Below are 17,818 nucleotides of genomic sequence, written 5' to 3' on the forward strand. Positions count from 1 at the left end.
AATGCTTAAATTCACACACTAATTGGTCATTAAAGGTCGCCATTTTACTGGTTATTGCACAAATATGAAACGTACAGTCTTCTTTATTTCAGATCGAACGGGTATAACCGCGGAATTACTCGGTCAATCCCTGACCGCGCAGTTCGAGGATCACGTCGAATTCATCTACCACACCATCCCATTCGTTGATGATGAGGAAAAGGCGTTCGCAGCGGTAGCCAGAATTAATCAGACAGCTTTACGAGACGGCGTCCCTCCTCTGGTCTTTGAAACCATCGTCAGACCAGAGATTCGTGAAATCATTCTTAAGTCCGAGGCCATTTTGCTGGATTTTTTCCATACTTATATTGGGCCATTGGAAAAAGAGTTAGGCGTCAGGAGTTCCTTCAGCGTAGGCAAATCACACTCTACTGATGACCTGCAGGCTTATGATACCCGCATGAGTGCGGTTAACTTTGCCTTAAACAATGATGATGGCGCTACCACTAAGCAGTATGATCAGGCTGATATTATTTTGGTAGGCCCCTCTCGTTGCGGCAAAACGCCAACGTCTCTCTATCTGGCGATGCAGTTCGGTATTTTTGCAGCTAACTACCCATTTACCGATGAAGATCTGCCAAATATTAAACTTAAACAAGGGCTGGCCCAGAATAAGTCCAAACTTTACGGATTGACCATTGATCCAATGCGTCTGCACGAAATACGGACAGGTCGAAGACCCGACAGTAAATACTCGTCATTTCAGCAGTGTATGTTTGAAACTCGTGAAGTAGAGGCTCTATACCGGAAAGAGAAAATTCCCTTTATTAATACAACATCACGGTCAGTAGAAGAATTGGCCGTGAAAATTATGAATGATACCGGGATTGAAAGAAGAATCTTTTAAAGGAAAAAGCCCGCTTAAAAGATGCGGGCTCTAATTGCTTTACTGAACCTCTTCCACTACTAAGGCCATACGTTGACCAATTGGTACATTATTGTTTGGGAAAACGATGGCTTCACCATCATTTTCAACAATATACGGCTCTTCAGGGTCACTTAGCAGTTCGAAGCCCTTATCAAAACTACTGAAGTTGGCTAAGTCATCATCAACATTAAGGTGTGAATCATCGCTGACTCTAAGTAGTTCGCGCTTAACCTTGAACACTCTCTGACCGTTCGCTTTATATCTTGAGCTATGATCATAATTGTAGGTTGAGTCAACTAACTGACGTAACGTTTTCTCAGCATCAGCAAAATCGTCCCGATTATTTTGACCAAAAGGCTTCACCTTTCCAAGCTCAACAGTAATGCTGTCTGCTTTGAAGTTATGACTGGAGTGATAAGAAAATACCGTGCTGGGTTTATGGAAAAGCAACACAGTATTGACACCACAGTCCTGCATCAAGTTGAATACGCCTGGATTATGTTCACGGCTATCAAGGTAAGGATAAATGGCAAATTTCTGATATTTAGACGCACGTATTGCTGTATGCAAGTCATAATGAGAGCGAGTATCGTTGGCGCTGCTTTGCGAGAAAAAGTCATTAACCGCCTGCTCTAATCGCTTCGCTCGCTCGACTTCGCATATCTCGTCCCTTTTGTCCCAGTATTTTTTCCATTCACCGTTAAACATACGGTTTAGATTAAAATCCAAAAAGCGCTCTTGTTTTAGCATTGCCTGAGGATGTCCAATCAAAATAAGCAAGTGACAACGTAAATCCAACGCTCCATTAAGCAAGTCATGTACCATGTCAGAAACGATCTCCATCGGAGCTGTTTCATTTCCATGTACACCAGCAGACAAAGCTAAGTATTGCTGCGATTCTTTTTTAGGTTTAAATTCAATAATACCAACATCATGGAAAGTGACGACGAAATCTTCTAGCGACATCGAAAAAGGTTGATGGCCTTCTAAGTGCTCACGAACAAAATCTAACAGATTAAAACTCTTACAAAACTCACTCGTATTCATAACAATTATTTTTCTTCTTCAAATGGAGGAACTAACAACTGAGGATCAAGACGCGAACTGTACCAGTTTATGCGCCAATCTAAATGCGGGCCGGTCGCTCGGCCAGTTTCACCAATGGTAGCGATCTTATCTCCCTGTTTTACTTTTTGTCCTTCTTCAACATTGATTGAGTTCAAGTGAATAAACGTAGAAGAAACACCGTAGCCATGATCGACGATCAAGGTACCACCCGAATAAAACATATCATCGTAAGCTAGTCTCACAATACCATCAGCGGGGGCCACTACGGGCGTACCTGTAGGTGCCGCAACATCAACACCGAAATGTGGTCTTTTAGGCTCACCATTGAGAACCCGCTGACTGCCGTAAAAACCACTTAAACGCCCTTTTGCAGGCCAGATAAAGTCCTGCATGAAGAAAGTGTCTTTACTGCTTTTACTGCGTGCTTTAGCAACCAAAGCTCCTTCCCTTCGAATACGCTTTAGAACTTCAGGCTTCATAGGATTTACTTTTGAAGGAGGTAGCCCGTCAATCCGTTCAATATTGTAATCACGTTTTCGGACATATAACTTTTGCTGTTCTTTTTGCTTCCCCTTTTCTATAACAAGAGTCGCTGTTTCAGGCATATCACGGTGGAATCCAAAAACAAAATGACCATCAGGAGTAAGCTCTAGCTGTTTTCCTTCAAACATCACCCTGGCACCTTTAACGGCCTGGCCAATAACCATACCACCTTGAGCAAGATCGCCTTTCAACGATAACAGTAACGGCTCTTGAGCTTTAACAGATAACATTAAAAAGCTAACAATCAAGCTGCATATAACATTTTTAATCATCAATAATTTCCTACACTCTCTTTAAGATTGATGTCCAATACCTATTGGATCCTCATCTTCATCGTCATCTAAATCAACCTGCTCAATTTTAGTAAAGCGAGAGGTAATTTTCTTTGTAGTAGTATTAATATCTTTAACATCATCTGTGACCTGACCAATGTGGCGGCTCAGTTTTGTCCAGCGCTCCCTAAATCGTCCAAACTCTATTGATAACTTACCAAGCTCGTCCTGAATGATATGCACCTGTTTGCGCGTTGCTTCATCTTTCAACACAGCGCTGGCCGTGGTTAAGAGTGCCATCATAGTGGTTGGCGATACCATCCAGACTTTATTCTGTTGGGCAAACTCGACCAGTTCGGGATGATGAGCATGAATTTCTGCAAATACTGCTTCCGCCGGAATAAACATTACAGCGCCTGTAGCTGTTTCGCCTTCAATAATATATTTCTCTGAAATATCTTTTACGTGCTTTTTGATATCTTGCACAAATGCTCGGTGTGCGGAATCACGCTCAGGCTTGGAGAGTTCTACGTCAACCATCTTCTGGTAGTTCTCCAACGGAAACTTAGCGTCAACACCGATCACACCGGTTGGTTCTGGTAAGAATAAGGCACAGTCAACAATTTTACCGTTTTCAAAGCCATACTGGAACTGGTAGTGACTGGTCGGCATAACGTTAGAAACCAAGGACTCTAATTGTACTTCACCAAATGCTCCTCGAGATCGTTTATCGGATAAGATTTCCTGTAAGCTCACAACGTTACTGGAAAGTTCGGTGATTTTCTTTTGTGCATCATCAATCAGTGCTAAACGCTTTAATACGTCCTGGAATGTTTTAGTTGTTTTCTCAAAACCATCCGCCAAGCGTTTTTCAACCTGCCCGCTTATTTCTTTTAGTCGCTCGTCTGTTGATTGCGTTAATCCCTTCATGTTTTTCTCAAAGTTTTCGCCATGAGTTTTGAGATTCAGGGTTAATTCTTCGCGAACGTCTTTGATACCGCGACGGAACTGTTCATGAAGCTGAGCTTGAGATTCTTTCTGATTGGTCTCAATTTGCTCCTTGAGCTTAAATATGTCTTTCTGCAAACCATCCTTAAAGCCCGATAACTCTTTTTGCAGCTGGCTTTGGAAAGCCTGAAAGGACTCCCCTAACTTAATCTGGTTACCTTGAAGCTTTTCAATAAAATTCTCAGAGGTTCTCTGGCTTTGTTCTGACATGCGATGCAAGTCACCTTTCGCATAGTCAAAAGCCATCGTCTGCTTTTGCTCAAGTCCCTTGATAGCGTCAATTACCTCATTTTCTGAGTTTGTTAACGTTTTAAGAGATTTATGTTGCTTTATCACCATAACCAGTAAAGCCAGGATTACGATGAGAATTACGCCCAGAATGATGGCAAGAGGAAGGTTGTTTGTAATAAAGGTGCTGAAATCCATTAATATTATCGTCTTATATAAAGTCCGATTAGTGTAACAAAATACACATAAAAAAGTAGCTCCGGCAACAGTGAATTATGGAACTTTTGTCTACAGGGAGTCTATGACTCTAAGAACGCCTGCAGCTTTATTAAGAATAGCCTCTTTCTCATCATCACTTTTTTTATTCCAGACATTGTAAATCATCCCCATTCGTTGGTTATCCCTAAATGTCTCCTTGTTCCTTTCAAGAAAACGCCAGTAGAGACTGTTTAATGGACAAGCCTTAGGAGAGGTCTTTTCTTTCTGTGAATAATAACAATTCGAACAATAGTCGCTCATTTTGTGAACATAATTAGCGCTGGCAGCGTAAGGCTTTGTAGCGATAATTCCACCATCGGCAAATTGGCTCATACCTCTGGTATTCGGCATTTCGACCCACTCAATGGCGTCCACATAGATTCCCAGATACCACTCATCTACCTGTTCAGGATCAACCTCCGTCAACAAGCAAAAGTTACCAGTGATCATCAATCGTTGTATATGGTGCGCGTAGGCATAGTCCAGCGACTGGGAAATCGCTTCAGACATACAGCGCATTTTGGTGTCACCAGTCCAGAAGTAATGCGGTAACTGTCTATCTGCATTAAGGTAGTTGTAATCACGATAATCCGGGTGAATCCAGTAAATACCACGAACAAACTCACGCCAGCCAAGTATTTGCCTGACAAAACCTTCCACCTGCGCGATATCTATCGTATCGTTACTCCGATATGCTTCAATGGCTTTGTTGATGACCTGCTTCGGTGAAAGTAACTTTGCATTCAAGGCAAATGATAATCTGGAGTGATACAGGGACCACTTATGCTCGCTTTGACAGGTCATGGCGTCCTGATAGTACCCAAAACGAGACAAACACTGCTCACAGAAAAAATCTAAAAGCTGTAAGGCTTGCTGACGGCTGGTCGGCCAAATCAAATAATTCTCTGCCCTGCCAATAGTTTTTATTTCATGCCTTTCTAACCTTTTCAGTATTTGGCTGACATCATTGGCAAATAGCAAAGGTATCGGAATATCCTCTAGCTCATCCTGTTTCAACTTATTACGGTTATTTTTATCGAAATTCCAATGACCGCCCTCTGGTCCACCTTCATCCATTAAAACATCAAACCGCTTTCGCATTTTTCGGTAAAAACTTTCCATTCGGTTATGTTTATCAGGGTTAAAATAATCAGGCAACTCGTGTTCTTCTAACAGAAAGTGTTCGCTTGAATAGCGATTAATAGATATGTCTCTAAGCTCAATAGCTGCCAGTTGTTCTCTTAACCTAATTTCATCGGGGAGTTGGTAAGAAAAATGTTTAGACTGATACTTATTAACCAAGTGCTTTATGAGATCACCAAACCCTTCGAAATCAGAAGTCTCGTCCAGCGACAAATGCAAGCAATGATGACCTCCATGGTTTAAAGCTTCCGCGAACGTTTCCATCGCATGAAAAAACGCACACACTTTCTGTATATGATGTTTTACGTAATCAGTTTCGGATTTAACTTCCGCAATAACATATAGGCAACGCTCATTTTTCTCTCGAAACCAGCTATGATTTGCATTCAACTGATCCCCAAGTATCAAGCGAATTTCTTCATACTGACCTTCTAGCATTTGTTTTTCCAAAATTGATCTCCACACTCAATAGATTATCTATCAAGCGGTGAAAGCGTTGTGAACGTGAGCCATTGAATTTATTTACCAATCAATGAATAAACTGTATTGGAATTTGCAATGCTCAGGCCTCATTGTATTAATACGTGATAGACATCACTTAAAAGTCTATAGTTAAACATAATTTTCACCTTTGATGCCTATAATGACATTGAGATTCTCTAACAGTAAGGAGAAATAATGAAAACAGCAGCATATGCAGCACAGTCAGCAGAATCAGATCTTGGGCCAATTGAAATCGAAAGACGCCAAGTCGGTGATGACGATGTCCAAATTGATATCGAATACTGTGGTGTTTGCCATAGTGATATACATACCGCACACAATGACTGGGGGGGAACCGTATACCCGGTTGTTCCGGGCCACGAAATTGTAGGTCGGGTTACTGCCGTAGGTAATAACGTTAAAAAGTTCAAGGAAGGCGACTTGGTAGGCGTAGGTTGTATGGTTGATTCTTGTCAATCGTGTAGCGCTTGTGATGATCACCTTGAACAATACTGCGAAAACGGAGCAGTCATGACCTATGGCAGCGACGACCCAATATTAGGAGGGCGAACACACGGCGGTTATTCTGGTGATATAGTTGTTGACCAGAAGTTTGTCCTGACAGTTTCTGAAAACCTGGATACCAAAGCAGTAGCACCGCTACTTTGCGCGGGAATCACGACCTACTCACCACTACGTCAATGGAATGTCTCCAAAGGAGATAAAGTCGGTGTTGTCGGACTCGGCGGACTTGGCCATATGGGCGTCAAACTTGCCAACGCTATGGGTGCAGAAGTCGTTATGATTACTACTTCACCCGAAAAAGGCGCTGATGCAAAACGACTTGGTGCCAGCGAAGTATTAGTCTCCAAAGACGAAGACGCAATGAAACAGCATATGGGTAGCTTTGACTTTATTCTTAATACGGTTCCTGTTGGCCATGATTTAAATCCTTATGTAGGACTTTTAAAGCGTGATGCAACTATGGTGCTTGTAGGCGCTCTTGATCCCCTACCAGATCTACATGGTGCAGGTTTAATTCTTGGGCGTAAGCGTATTGCAGGCTCACTAATCGGTGGCATAAAGGAAACACAGGAGATGCTGGACTTTTGTGCTGAACATGACATTGTTTCTGACGTTGAAATGATTGACATCCAGGATATAAATCATGCCTATAAGCGTGTAATGGATTCCGACGTTAAATACCGTTTCGTCATTGATATGAAGTCACTCAAATCATAAGGAGATATTTAACTATGAAACAACCCCATGAAATAGCATACACCGCAAAGGCTACCGCCACAGGAGGACGAGCGGGTAAAGCTAAATCAGATGATGGCAAGTTAGAAGTTAAGCTTTCAACACCAAAAGAACTTGGAGGTTCTGGCGGGGATGGCACGAATCCAGAACAGCTATTCGCTGCTGGCTACTCCGCATGCTTTATTGGCGCGATGCAACATGTGGCTGCGCAAGAAAAAGTAAAGCTGCCTGAGGACACTTCTATAACCGGGCATGTAGGAATTGGGCCTACTGATGGCGGTTTTGCTATTGATGTTGAACTGCATGTCTCCGTGCCTGGAATGGAAAAGTCGCAAGCCAAAGACATTGTCGATAAAGCTCATCAAGTTTGCCCATACTCTAATGCCACACGCAATGGCGTTGATGTCAGATTAAAGGTAGTTTAATTCGTTTAATCATTGTGTTCATACATAAAGCCCGGTGTTTCCGGGCTTTCTAATACTGGTAATAATGCCAGAAAGTCGAATTGCAGCTAAATACGTATTAAATACCCATTGTTCAACGTATAGGCTGCGACCGGCTATAACTCAGATTCTCAAAACACTTCTTTATATGTCGAGCCCTCTTCTGCTGGAGGTCCATGGGTATCATTTTATACAGGCAATAAAAAACCCCGCCGTAGCGAGGTTTTGAATAATGGCGCGCGTGGAAGGATTCGAACCTCCGACCGCCTGGTTCGTAGCCAGGTACTCTATCCAGCTGAGCTACACGCGCTTCGTTTTGATGGGCGCTATTATGCCACCAGACTTTGATATGTCAACGACCTTTTTTATTTTTTTATCGAATATTTAACTATTTATTGCAACCGTTTGTTTTTTAAGCATAAAACTGCGCAGTTAATAAACAAACTGTACAATTATTAGCTTCTAAGTGGAAAGCTGAGTTTCTCTGACTTGCTGCTTATCCTGATACATTTGATGGTCAGCCTTTCTAAGAAGAGCCTCAATTTCCGTGCTGTCACCGGGATAAAATGCATACCCAGCGCTCATGGATATATATAAATCCTGATGATTAAACTGTAACTTTAAAGCACTAAGATTACGCTTTAATTTACAAACGATATTTTTAACTATAGCTGCTGACTCTGTCCGTGGCAGTACTATCAAAAATTCATCTCCCCCCAGGCGACAGCAAATATCAGTGCTACGCAATGACGATACCAGCATGTTAGATATTTTCTTTAAAACATAATCACCAGCTGCATGACCATGGTTATCGTTAACCGCTTTAAAGCCATTAAGATCTATAACAATAACTGCATAAGGTGCTTGGGTGCGTCTATTTTGATTAAGGTTGTTCAGTAACTGAAAACCGTAGCGACGATTTGGTAATGTAGTTAGCTCATCGTATATAGATGCCTCACGTGCCAAGTGGTAGGAACGGATTAAAAATACGATGGAAATAAATGTTAGCAGAACGACCAGATGTCCAAGTATCCGATAAATATGAATGCTATTGATATGAAATGCATCGTGAGTTTTATTATTTTTTGCTGCCATAACCCAGTTTCCACCGGGTAGTTCGATACTGGAGATTACGTCAGGCTTGTCAAATGTATCACCAATCCCCCAAAATACTTCACCTCTTTCACCCTCTCCATCTAAACCCTTAAGAGCGACTTCATACGTTGAAGATAATTGCTCAAGCCCCGACTCACGAAAAATATTTTCGATACTTAAAACGACACTAACCTGACCCCAGAAACTATTATTGATAGGAAAGTCGTCAAAAATCGGATAGCGTGCAATTATAGCTTTTCCACCCTGAACCAGTGTCAGCGGTCCAGCAATAACAACAGATTTTGTCCTACGGGCCTTTTCTACAGTCTTAAACTGCGAAGGCGACTGTTTAAAGTTAAACCCCAGAGCTTTTTCATTACCAGCTAGAGGATAGACATGCGTCAGATCATAGCCTTGAGCTAAACTAATATTCCTCAAGTAGCGTGCCTTAGTGATCGATGTTTTGGCTAGCTCCTCAAAATTACCAACACCGAAATCAGGGTCAGCAGAGAGAATGGTTGCTAAGCTATTAGCAATATAACTATCAGAGAATATAGATGACTCTATTTTTGAACGAACCAGTAGAAAGCGATCGACGAACTCCTGTTTCGCTTCCTGCTCGAGGGTATCGGAGTGTGATTTAACCAGGTTCTCAACGACTATTATCCCAATGATGAAGTAAATGATACTTACCGCATATATCCATGCTGTATATACTTTTCTTTTCACCCCAACCATCCTTATCAAGCACAAGCGAACACAGTCTAAGCCGGGTCCACACTATTATTTTATTATCACGTCTTATCTTAATCTTACTCTAACCCCATCTTCTATACTATCACTTGGATTGTAAATAATTGTTTCACCCTCTTTGACACCGTCAAGAGCCTCAGCCTGTAAGCCATTGATTGCACCAATATCTAGCAAGCGCTTTTCAACAACTCCATCATTAACCACAAAAGTAATCCACTCAGTACCTTCTTTGACCATTGCAATAATGGGCACAACCAAAGTATCCGGTTTGTCAGCTAAAATAATATCCACTTCAAGCTGGTAACCATGGCCAAGTTTTTTCCACTGCTCCTTTGGACTGGTTATATCGATGTATATATTCACCCGTTGCTCCTCGATACCAAGGGCCGTGACTTTCTTATAAGCCGTCGGTTCCACTTGGGACACCACGCCATGAAGAGCGTCTTTGCCCCCCCAACCTTTAATGTGAACTTTCTGCCCTTCTATGACCTGAACAGCTTCAGTGGATATAAGCTCAACTTTAATCTCCAGCTCGGATGGATCGCCAATATCCATAATGGCCTCAGAAGCATTAATCACACCAGCACTTTCACGATACCTTACGAGAACCACGCCATTGCCAGGAGAAAACAGCTGGCTGCACTCGCACTCAGGGAGAAATTCTGTAAGGGAGTTATCGAGCAATGCTTCTACACGCTCAAGCTCTGCCTGACGTAACTGCAGGGTTGCCTGATTGGCTTGTAACTCCTGTAGTAGGCTTTGGTATACCTTTTTCGCGTTATCATACTCTCGCTTAGAAATGGCTTTATCTTTTAGTAATGTCTCCGCCCTTTGAAGATCGCTCTTAGCAAAGCTCAGCTCATTTTGAACCTGGCGTAATTTAGCACGAGCCATCTCTAACGCTGAGCGTGCAGCATGCAATTCAGCAACAGCCTGCTTTTCACTCCTTGGATCGAGGGGTTGTGAACGCAAAGGCTCAATTTCTGCTACTACAGTTTTATTAGCTTCAACCTTATCTCCCACCTCAAGTGTTACTCGTCTCAGGTAACCACTAATAGGTGCAGATATCTGATATATATTTTTTACCTGGGTTTCGCCAACCTCAGACACTACTTCATAAAACTGTTCTTTTTTAACAGTCACTGTCTCCACTTCAATTGGCCTGGGCCAAAAACCATATACCAGCAAAATAAGCAGTACTGCAATTAGTAAGAACCATAGCCTAAAGCGCTTGTTAATACCCATGAAATCATTCCTTGGTTTTTAAGACTTCAATTAAGTTGAGCTTGTGTATTCTCTTAATCACAAATAGAGCAGAAATGAACGAGGCAAATAATGTGATCAAAACAGCATAGCTATATGTATCTGGGTAGATAATTACCGGTATTCTAAAAAGCTCAGTTTCCATTGCATACCCCATAGAAAACGTAATTCCCCAGCCGACAAAACATCCCAGAATTAATCCCATTAACGTCAACAAACCAATCTCACACAATAAAATATATGAGGTTTCACTCTTAGTAAAACCCAAAACTCTTAATGTTGCCAGTTCTCGACCTCTCTCAGACAGGGCAACCCTGATCATATTATAGGTAACTCCGAAAACCAGAATTGATGACAGTACAACAAAGACAAAGATCATAACCAGCATAGACTCTGCTATAGAGTCATTGAAGGCATCAAGAGCCGCCTGTTTTGTAGCTACAGCGGTTATTGCAGGGGTTTCTTTAATCGTTTCGTAAAGAGCATCGTAGTAAGCTGGGTCGACTAACAAATTCAGCATAGAAAATTGCCCCTGTTCACCTAGAACTCGGTTGAGGGAATCTAGGCTTGTGTAGGCTGGCATACCTAAAAACGTCTCAAATATATCGATAACCAAGAAGTAAGCCTGTATATTTTCTTGTTCCAGAAAATCAATATAAACTCGATCACCAATACCTACATTCAGTTTTTGGGCTAGCTGACTCCCTATAACTATTCCCCCCTGAGGCAAACGAACGGTGGATTGTTTTTGATTATCGTATATCGGCTGTAAAGTTGCGTCTGATGGAAGACCAGTTATTGCCCCTCGATGCCTCTTAGCACCATTAATGAAATCTACAGATACATACCTAATAGGTTCTGCTTCCAGCACTCCCGGCAGCCTTTCAACTTGTAGCATGGTTTCCTTTTGCTGATTCTGATAGAAGGCCATCGTCATGTCTTGACGCTGCGCATCGTTGTAGTATGAGGTACCCAGGAATTTAATGGCATCGACCCATTGTAAAGCCATAACCATTAGACCAACCGCAAATGAAACTCCGATAACGGTAAAGAATGAGCGCAAAGGTTTACGCATAATTTGTCTCACGGCAATTCTGGTAGGCTGATCGAGCATAGCTTTAATACCAGCTCTATCAAGAAGAGTTTTGTGATAAACAGCTGGGCTGGGAGGAATCATAGCAACCGCAGGAGGCAGTTTTACCACTTTAGCAATTGAGCCAACAGTACCTGATAAAGCGGCTAGAATACTGACGCTAGTACTAATAACAAAAGACTGAACGGAAATTTCATAAACGAAGACAGGGAAACGGAAAAACTCAGCATAGATTTTAGCATTCTTGCTACCAAGATAACTCCCTACGACTAACCCAATTAATACTCCCAAAAAACACATAACTAACATTAGCTTGAAGTAATGGGCACCAACCTGAGCGTTAGTGAAACCGAATGCCTTGAGCAAACCAATTTGCTCTCGCTCATTAATAATCATACGGCTCAAAACAATATTGGTCAGGAATGCAGAAACCAGCAGAAATATGGTAGGCAATATAGTGGACATGGTTTTGAGCTGCTTGATCTCGTTGTTAATGAACCAATAGGAGGTTTGATCATCACGCAAATAAGTATTGCGTCCACCATAAGGTTCAAGAATAAGATCGATACGCTTTAGTGTCGCCTGATAGTCTGCTCCTTGCGCAAACTTGAAGGTAGCGTCATTGAAAGCTCCTTGCAGATCATATGCGGCTTCAAGCGACTCTCTGCCTGCCCAGAATACTCCAAAACGTTCATTATCCGGCATCATTGCACCTGGGCTTACAGAGTAGATAAACTCCGGACTGAGAGCAATTCCTACCACTTTGAAAAAGCGCTTCTTACCATTCATAACTGCCGGGAGCAGATCACCAATCGCAAGATTATGGGCATCAGCAAAAGGTTCATTAACTATAATTTCATTAGACCTTCCCCGCTCTACCCAGCGTCCTTTCCTCAGAGCCAATTGATTTAACCTGGGCTGTGATTCCTCAGGAATAGAAATAAACAAGCCCATCACAGGCTCTTTAAAGCCCGGCATATCCAGCGACGAGTATTTTCTAATTCGTGTTTCTACCAGACTGACACCGTCAATGGACTCAAGACGTTCCTTGATGCTACCTGGAACCCTGACAGCACTCACAAAAGCATCAGCAAACTGATAATCAGAAAAGTATTGGTCAGAGGTTTTTTGCAGAGTCTCAACTGTTGTTAAAGCCATACTGAGCGTAGCAATTCCTGAAGCAATAACTAGTGCCACAGCAATTACTTGGCCTTTGACATGCCATAAGTCCCGCCATAATTTTAAATTCAGCGTCTGCATATCACCACTTTAACTCCGCCGGAGAAATACGGTTTAAATTTTTATGGATATCCGAAATTTTACCATCTCGCAAAGTGACAACCCTGTCAGCAATCCCCCCCACAGATGTGTTATGGGTAATAACCACCGTTGCGGTACCTAACTCCCGATTAACCTGCTCTATTGCCTCCAGTACTAAAATACCAGTTTCATGATCCAGGGCTCCTGTGGGCTCATCACATAATAAAATTTCAGGCTGTTTAGCGATTGCTCTAGCTATAGCAACCCTTTGCTGCTCTCCTCCAGACAACTGTGCTGGGAAATGATCCTTCCTTGGCAATAATCCAACCAGATCTAAAGCTTCTTCTGGCTGCATAGGATTCTCAGCTATTTCAGTGACTAGTGCCACGTTTTCGACCGCTGTAAGACTTGGAATAAGGTTGTAAAATTGAAAGACGAAGCCGACATGCTCACGCCTAAAATTAGTTAACATCCCTTTATTTGAGGAGTCCAGGATCTTGTCCTTAAAGTACACCTCCCCGGAAGAAGCAACATCCAAACCACCTAAAATATTTAAAAGCGTTGACTTACCACTACCTGACTGTCCAAGAAGGACGACCATTTCGTGCTCGAATACTTCAAAGTCAACACCGTCCAGAGCTTTAACCTCAACCTCACCCGTTTTATAAACTTTAGTGAGTTTATGTGCATGCAAGACAAAACGAGAGTTCGTTTCCGCTTCTTGTGTTGCTTCACTATCATTATTGGACAAACTTAATTCCCTGTTCAAAAAACAATCACGTCTGTACTCATATTATGAAGAGGATAGAAAGTAAGCAACAGAAATTTAACGTTCATAAAGGTGGGTTGATCTAAATCAATCATAACAAGAATGCCAGTGAAGAGACTTAGAATCCTGAGGAAGTGTGAAAATGGGGAGGTGCGGATGAAACTGGCCTGTCTGAATACCCTTATATTTCTAACAAGAGGCCCAATGTTGTTCGAACCAGAGGGTTCTCATCCCTGCCCTTTTCATTAGGGTATAAAAAAACCTGCCCGAAAGCAGGTTTTAAAATCTTGCGCCAACTCTATACTTTAAAGTAATGGCGGTGAGGGAGGGATTCGAACCCTCGATACCGGATTAGGGTATACTCCCTTAGCAGGGGAGCGCCTTCAGCCGCTCGGCCACCTCACCGTTGACGCGGACGGAATGTTACCTTATTTAGGATAAAATGCAACACTCCAATCCAACTTTTTTTAATAATTATAATCGTCGTCTGAATTATTACCTGGTTGATTACCTTGGTAATTCTCCATTTGTTTCTCATGCTGAATGCGTAAATAAATTTCTTCACGATGAACTGCAACTTCTTTAGGTGCATTGATACCAATACGAACCTGATTACCTTTAACACCTAAAACTGTCACAGTGATTTCATCACCGATCATTAACGTTTCACCAACACGTCGAGTTAAAATTAACATTCCAATCTCCTCTATCCTAGAGAGCCATCCAAGCAAATTCCAAGCTGCTCTCCACTATCTACGAAATAATTAAACACTGTAAAGAAAGCCGACACTTACGTCGGAAGGCGCGAATTTTATCAGTAATTAAGATAAAAGACTAGGTTTTTGTGTTTCTAATCACATCAGTACGAATTGTTACAAGCAAAGCGGCTAACACCTCTTAATTGGAGAAACTAATAAAACTTTGGATTTCCTTGAATAACACTATATCGAAAATAAAAAAAAGGAGCCAAAAGGCTCCTTTTTTTAATAGCTCTCTGAGTCATCATTTTGATGTTGATAGGACTTCATTTGCTTTTCGTGCTGTATCCGCAAATAAATTTCTTCTCGGTGTACTGCCACCTCTTTAGGGGCATTAATGCCGATTCGTACCTGATTGCCTTTGACTCCAAGTACGGTGACTGTAATTTCATCACCGATCATCAAGGTTTCGCCTACACGACGAGTTAAAATTAACATCCTAAATCTCCTATTCCATTGCTTGAAGAGTCGCAGTCATTGCTCGTCTTCAACTATCTACAAATCTACTATATCAAATATCAGCTTAATATTAACTTAAGTGTTCTTCAATCCAAGGTTTTACTGATTCCAGCGCAGCCGGAAGCGCAGCCGCATCTTTACCACCAGCTTGGGCCATATCAGGGCGACCTCCGCCTTTTCCTCCAACCTGCTCAGCGACCATTTTAACTAGATCCCCAGCTTTAACCTTGGAGGTTAAATCTTTACTAACACCGGCAATCAAACTGACTTTATCGTCCTTAGCTATACCTAAAACCACAATGCTGGAACCTAGTTTATTCTTTAACTGATCCTGCATATCTCGTAAAGCCTTAGGCTCTACACCCTCGAGTTGTGATACTAAAAGCTTAACGCCCTTAATATCTATAGCATTTGACGCAAGATCGCTACCTTGACTTGAGGCAAGTTTACCTTGTAGCTGTTCAATTTTCTTCTCCAGCTGTTTAGACTTATCCAGCAATTGCTCAACTTTTTCTACCGAGTGAGCAGGATCGCTTTTCAACAGTTTTCCCAGTGTGTGTAACTTGTTTTCAGACTGTTGCATCCAGGCTACTGCCCTTTCGCCGGTTACAGCTTCAATACGGCGAACACCTGCCGCAATACCTGTCTCAGAAACAATTTTGAACGGTCCAATATCCCCGGTTCTTTTTACATGAGTACCACCACATAACTCGACAGAAAAAGGCGACATAGTTAATACCCGAACCTCATCACCGTATTTCTCGCCAAATAAAGCCATGGCTCCCTGCTCCTTGGCTTCGTCCATCGACATCACAGCAGCTTCCACCGGATGGTTTTCAAATATCTTTTCGTTTACTAATCGCTCCACCTGGACAAGCTGTTCTCTGGATACAGCTTCCGGATTAGAGAAGTCAAAACGTAAGCGTTCAGGATCATTCAAAGATCCCTTTTGCTGAACGTGTGAGCCAAGCACATCACGTAAAGCGGCATGCAATAAATGAGTCGCCGAGTGATTTCGCATGGTACTTTGACGCAAACCACCATCTACCTTAGCATTTAAGTCAGCTCCAGAAGTAACTGAACCTTTATCGACATAACCTATATGGGCAATAGCATCACCAATATTTTGTGTGTCTTCAACAAGAAAGTTGATTCCGTTTCCATACAAAGAGCCTTTGTCGCCTACTTGACCACCAGACTCCGCATAAAAAGGTGTTTTCTCAAGGATAACAATACCCTTCTCCCCTTCATCCAATCTTTCAACTGGCTCACTATCCTTTAAAAGTTTCAATATGGTGACTTGCTGACTTAAATAGTCATAGCCAGTGAACTCAGACTTTTCTTCCAGGGTTAATGAGTCGTTGTAGTCGACGCCAAAGTTGCTGGATGCCCGGGCGCGCTCTCGCTGAGCTTCCATGGCTTTTTCAAAGCCATCCCAGTCAATATCTAGTCCTTTCTCACGTGCAATGTCAGCGGTTAAATCCTGCGGAAAACCATAAGTGTCATAGAGCTTAAATACGGTTTCACCAGAAATCGTTTTGTTTTTAACTTCAGCGATATCCGCTTCAAGAATTGCCATACCCTTATCCAATGTTTTGGCAAAGGCTAGCTCTTCTTTTTCAATTACGCCTTCTATGATCGATTGCTGATCTTTAAGAGCTGGATAGGCGTCGCCCATTGTATCGACTAAAGCTTTTACTAGTTTAGAGAAGAAAACGCCTTTAGCTCCGAGCTGGTGACCATGACGAATAGCTCGACGAGTAATACGACGTAGCACATAACCACGGCCTTCATTGCTTGGCACGATGCCATCAAGAATCAGGAAAGAGCATGAACGGATGTGATCCGCGATAACTCGCAGTGACTTATTGTCCAGATCGTTAACTTGAAGAAGCTCTGCTGTTTTCTTTATTAAATACTGGAAGGTATCAATTTCGTAGTTACTATGAACGCCTTGAAGAATGGCTGAGATACGCTCTAGCCCCATGCCAGTATCAACCGAAGGTTTTGGTAATGATTCCATGGTACCGTCTTTGTGACGGTTATACTGCATGAAAACAAGATTCCAGATCTCGATGAAGCGATCACCGTCCTCTTCCGGCGTACCCGGAGGACCACCCCAGATGTGTTCACCATGGTCATAAAAAACTTCAGAGCATGGTCCACAAGGGCCAGTATCGCCCATTGCCCAGAAGTTATCTGAAGCGTAGCGCTCACCTTTGTTATCACCTATTCGACTGATACGGTCTTCCGGGAAACCGATATCTTTAGCCCAGATATCATAGGCCTCATCATCTTCTTCGTAGACCGTCACCCATAGCTTTTCTTTTGGCAACTTGAATACTTCAGTCAGTAATTCCCAGCAGTAGCCAATAGCCTCTTTTTTGAAGTAATCACCAAAGCTGAAATTACCTAACATTTCGAAGAATGTGTGGTGACGTGCGGTATAACCAACATTCTCAAGATCGTTATGCTTACCGCCGGCGCGAACACAGCGCTGAGAGCTGGTAGCACGGGTGTAACTGCGTTTATCTGTACCCAGGAAGCAGTCCTTGAATGGCACCATACCCGCATTAGTAAATAATAAAGTGGGGTCGTTTGCAGGAATCAGCGGCGCACTCTCCACCACCTTATGTCCTTTATCTTCGAAAAACTTTAGAAAAGCTTGTCGTATTTCATTGGTCGTCATTGTATTAGCTGTCGTGCTCACTTTATATTAACCTTTTACTTTACTATTTACTTTTAATTAACTGAT

General features: G+C 42.3%; 14 protein-coding genes and 2 tRNA genes. 3 read left to right on the forward strand and 13 right to left on the reverse strand.

From position 1 onward, the window contains the following. The first annotated feature begins 64 nt into the window (after positions 1-64). Complete coding sequence (gene ppsR / locus KS2013_RS06030; RefSeq protein ID WP_068991133.1) at positions 65-886, forward strand: posphoenolpyruvate synthetase regulatory kinase/phosphorylase PpsR; 822 nt, start codon at positions 65-67, stop codon at positions 884-886. A 39-nt stretch (positions 887-925) separates the two neighbouring features. Here ppsR and astE read toward each other — a convergent pair whose 3' ends face one another. The 4 genes from astE to KS2013_RS06050 form a co-directional block, all read right to left on the reverse strand. Beyond that, complete coding sequence (gene astE, locus KS2013_RS06035) at positions 926-1,954, reverse strand: succinylglutamate desuccinylase (protein WP_068991136.1); 1,029 nt, start codon at positions 1,952-1,954, stop codon at positions 926-928. A 5-nt stretch (positions 1,955-1,959) separates the two neighbouring features. After that, positions 1,960-2,790, reverse strand: a complete 831-nt coding sequence (locus tag KS2013_RS06040) for a M23 family metallopeptidase (protein WP_068991138.1) — start codon at positions 2,788-2,790, stop codon at positions 1,960-1,962. Positions 2,791-2,811: 21 nt separating this feature from the next. After that, positions 2,812-4,224: a DNA recombination protein RmuC gene (locus KS2013_RS06045; protein WP_068991141.1), complete on the reverse strand. Its 1,413-nt coding sequence runs from the start codon at positions 4,222-4,224 to the stop codon at positions 2,812-2,814. Positions 4,225-4,314: 90 nt separating this feature from the next. Further along, the gene (locus KS2013_RS06050) at positions 4,315-5,865 is read right to left on the reverse strand and encodes a cryptochrome/photolyase family protein (RefSeq protein ID WP_068991145.1); all 1,551 of its coding nucleotides are present in this window, start codon (positions 5,863-5,865) and stop codon (positions 4,315-4,317) included. A gap of 240 nt (positions 5,866-6,105) precedes the next feature. On the opposite strand from KS2013_RS06050, the gene KS2013_RS06055 reads away from it, so the two are divergent. Both KS2013_RS06055 and KS2013_RS06060 read left to right on the forward strand, forming a co-directional pair. Then, entirely contained in the window at positions 6,106-7,152 is a 1,047-nt protein-coding gene (locus KS2013_RS06055) for an NAD(P)-dependent alcohol dehydrogenase (RefSeq protein ID WP_068991148.1), read from the forward strand. A 14-nt stretch (positions 7,153-7,166) separates the two neighbouring features. Further along, on the forward strand, positions 7,167-7,595 hold the full coding sequence (locus tag KS2013_RS06060; RefSeq protein WP_068991151.1) for an organic hydroperoxide resistance protein: 429 nt from the start codon (positions 7,167-7,169) through the stop codon (positions 7,593-7,595). A 251-nt stretch (positions 7,596-7,846) separates the two neighbouring features. Here KS2013_RS06060 and KS2013_RS06065 read toward each other — a convergent pair. The 9 genes from KS2013_RS06065 to alaS all read right to left on the reverse strand — a co-directional run bounded on the left by KS2013_RS06065 (position 7,847) and on the right by alaS (position 17,752). After that, positions 7,847-7,923: transfer RNA gene (locus KS2013_RS06065), tRNA-Arg, on the reverse strand. 152 nt (positions 7,924-8,075) lie between these two features. Further along, entirely contained in the window at positions 8,076-9,437 is a 1,362-nt protein-coding gene (locus KS2013_RS06070; protein ID WP_068991154.1) for a diguanylate cyclase domain-containing protein, read from the reverse strand. A 72-nt stretch (positions 9,438-9,509) separates the two neighbouring features. Further along, positions 9,510-10,706, reverse strand: a complete 1,197-nt coding sequence (locus KS2013_RS06075) for an efflux RND transporter periplasmic adaptor subunit (RefSeq protein ID WP_068991157.1) — start codon at positions 10,704-10,706, stop codon at positions 9,510-9,512. Between the two features lie 4 nt (positions 10,707-10,710). Then, a complete protein-coding gene (locus tag KS2013_RS06080; protein ID WP_068991160.1) occupies positions 10,711-13,077 on the reverse strand; it encodes an ABC transporter permease in 2,367 nt (788 codons plus the stop codon). Position 13,078: 1 nt separating this feature from the next. Next, positions 13,079-13,828, reverse strand: coding sequence for an ABC transporter ATP-binding protein (locus KS2013_RS06085; RefSeq protein ID WP_068991162.1), 750 nt, complete (start codon positions 13,826-13,828; stop codon positions 13,079-13,081). A 332-nt stretch (positions 13,829-14,160) separates the two neighbouring features. Then, positions 14,161-14,251, reverse strand: a tRNA-Ser gene (locus KS2013_RS06090). 62 nt (positions 14,252-14,313) lie between these two features. After that, complete coding sequence (gene csrA / locus KS2013_RS06095) at positions 14,314-14,541, reverse strand: carbon storage regulator CsrA (protein ID WP_068991165.1); 228 nt, start codon at positions 14,539-14,541, stop codon at positions 14,314-14,316. A gap of 288 nt (positions 14,542-14,829) precedes the next feature. Next, complete coding sequence (csrA, locus tag KS2013_RS06100) at positions 14,830-15,042, reverse strand: carbon storage regulator CsrA (RefSeq protein ID WP_068991172.1); 213 nt, start codon at positions 15,040-15,042, stop codon at positions 14,830-14,832. A 91-nt stretch (positions 15,043-15,133) separates the two neighbouring features. Further along, positions 15,134-17,752 (reverse strand): alanine--tRNA ligase, encoded by a 2,619-nt coding sequence (gene alaS, locus KS2013_RS06105; protein ID WP_068991174.1) that lies wholly within the window; start codon positions 17,750-17,752, stop codon positions 15,134-15,136. Between the last annotated feature and the right edge of the window lie 66 nt (positions 17,753-17,818).

Origin of the sequence: Kangiella sediminilitoris, from assembly GCF_001708405.1 — a bacterium.
Taxonomy (GTDB): Bacteria; Pseudomonadota; Gammaproteobacteria; order Enterobacterales; family Kangiellaceae; genus Kangiella; species Kangiella sediminilitoris.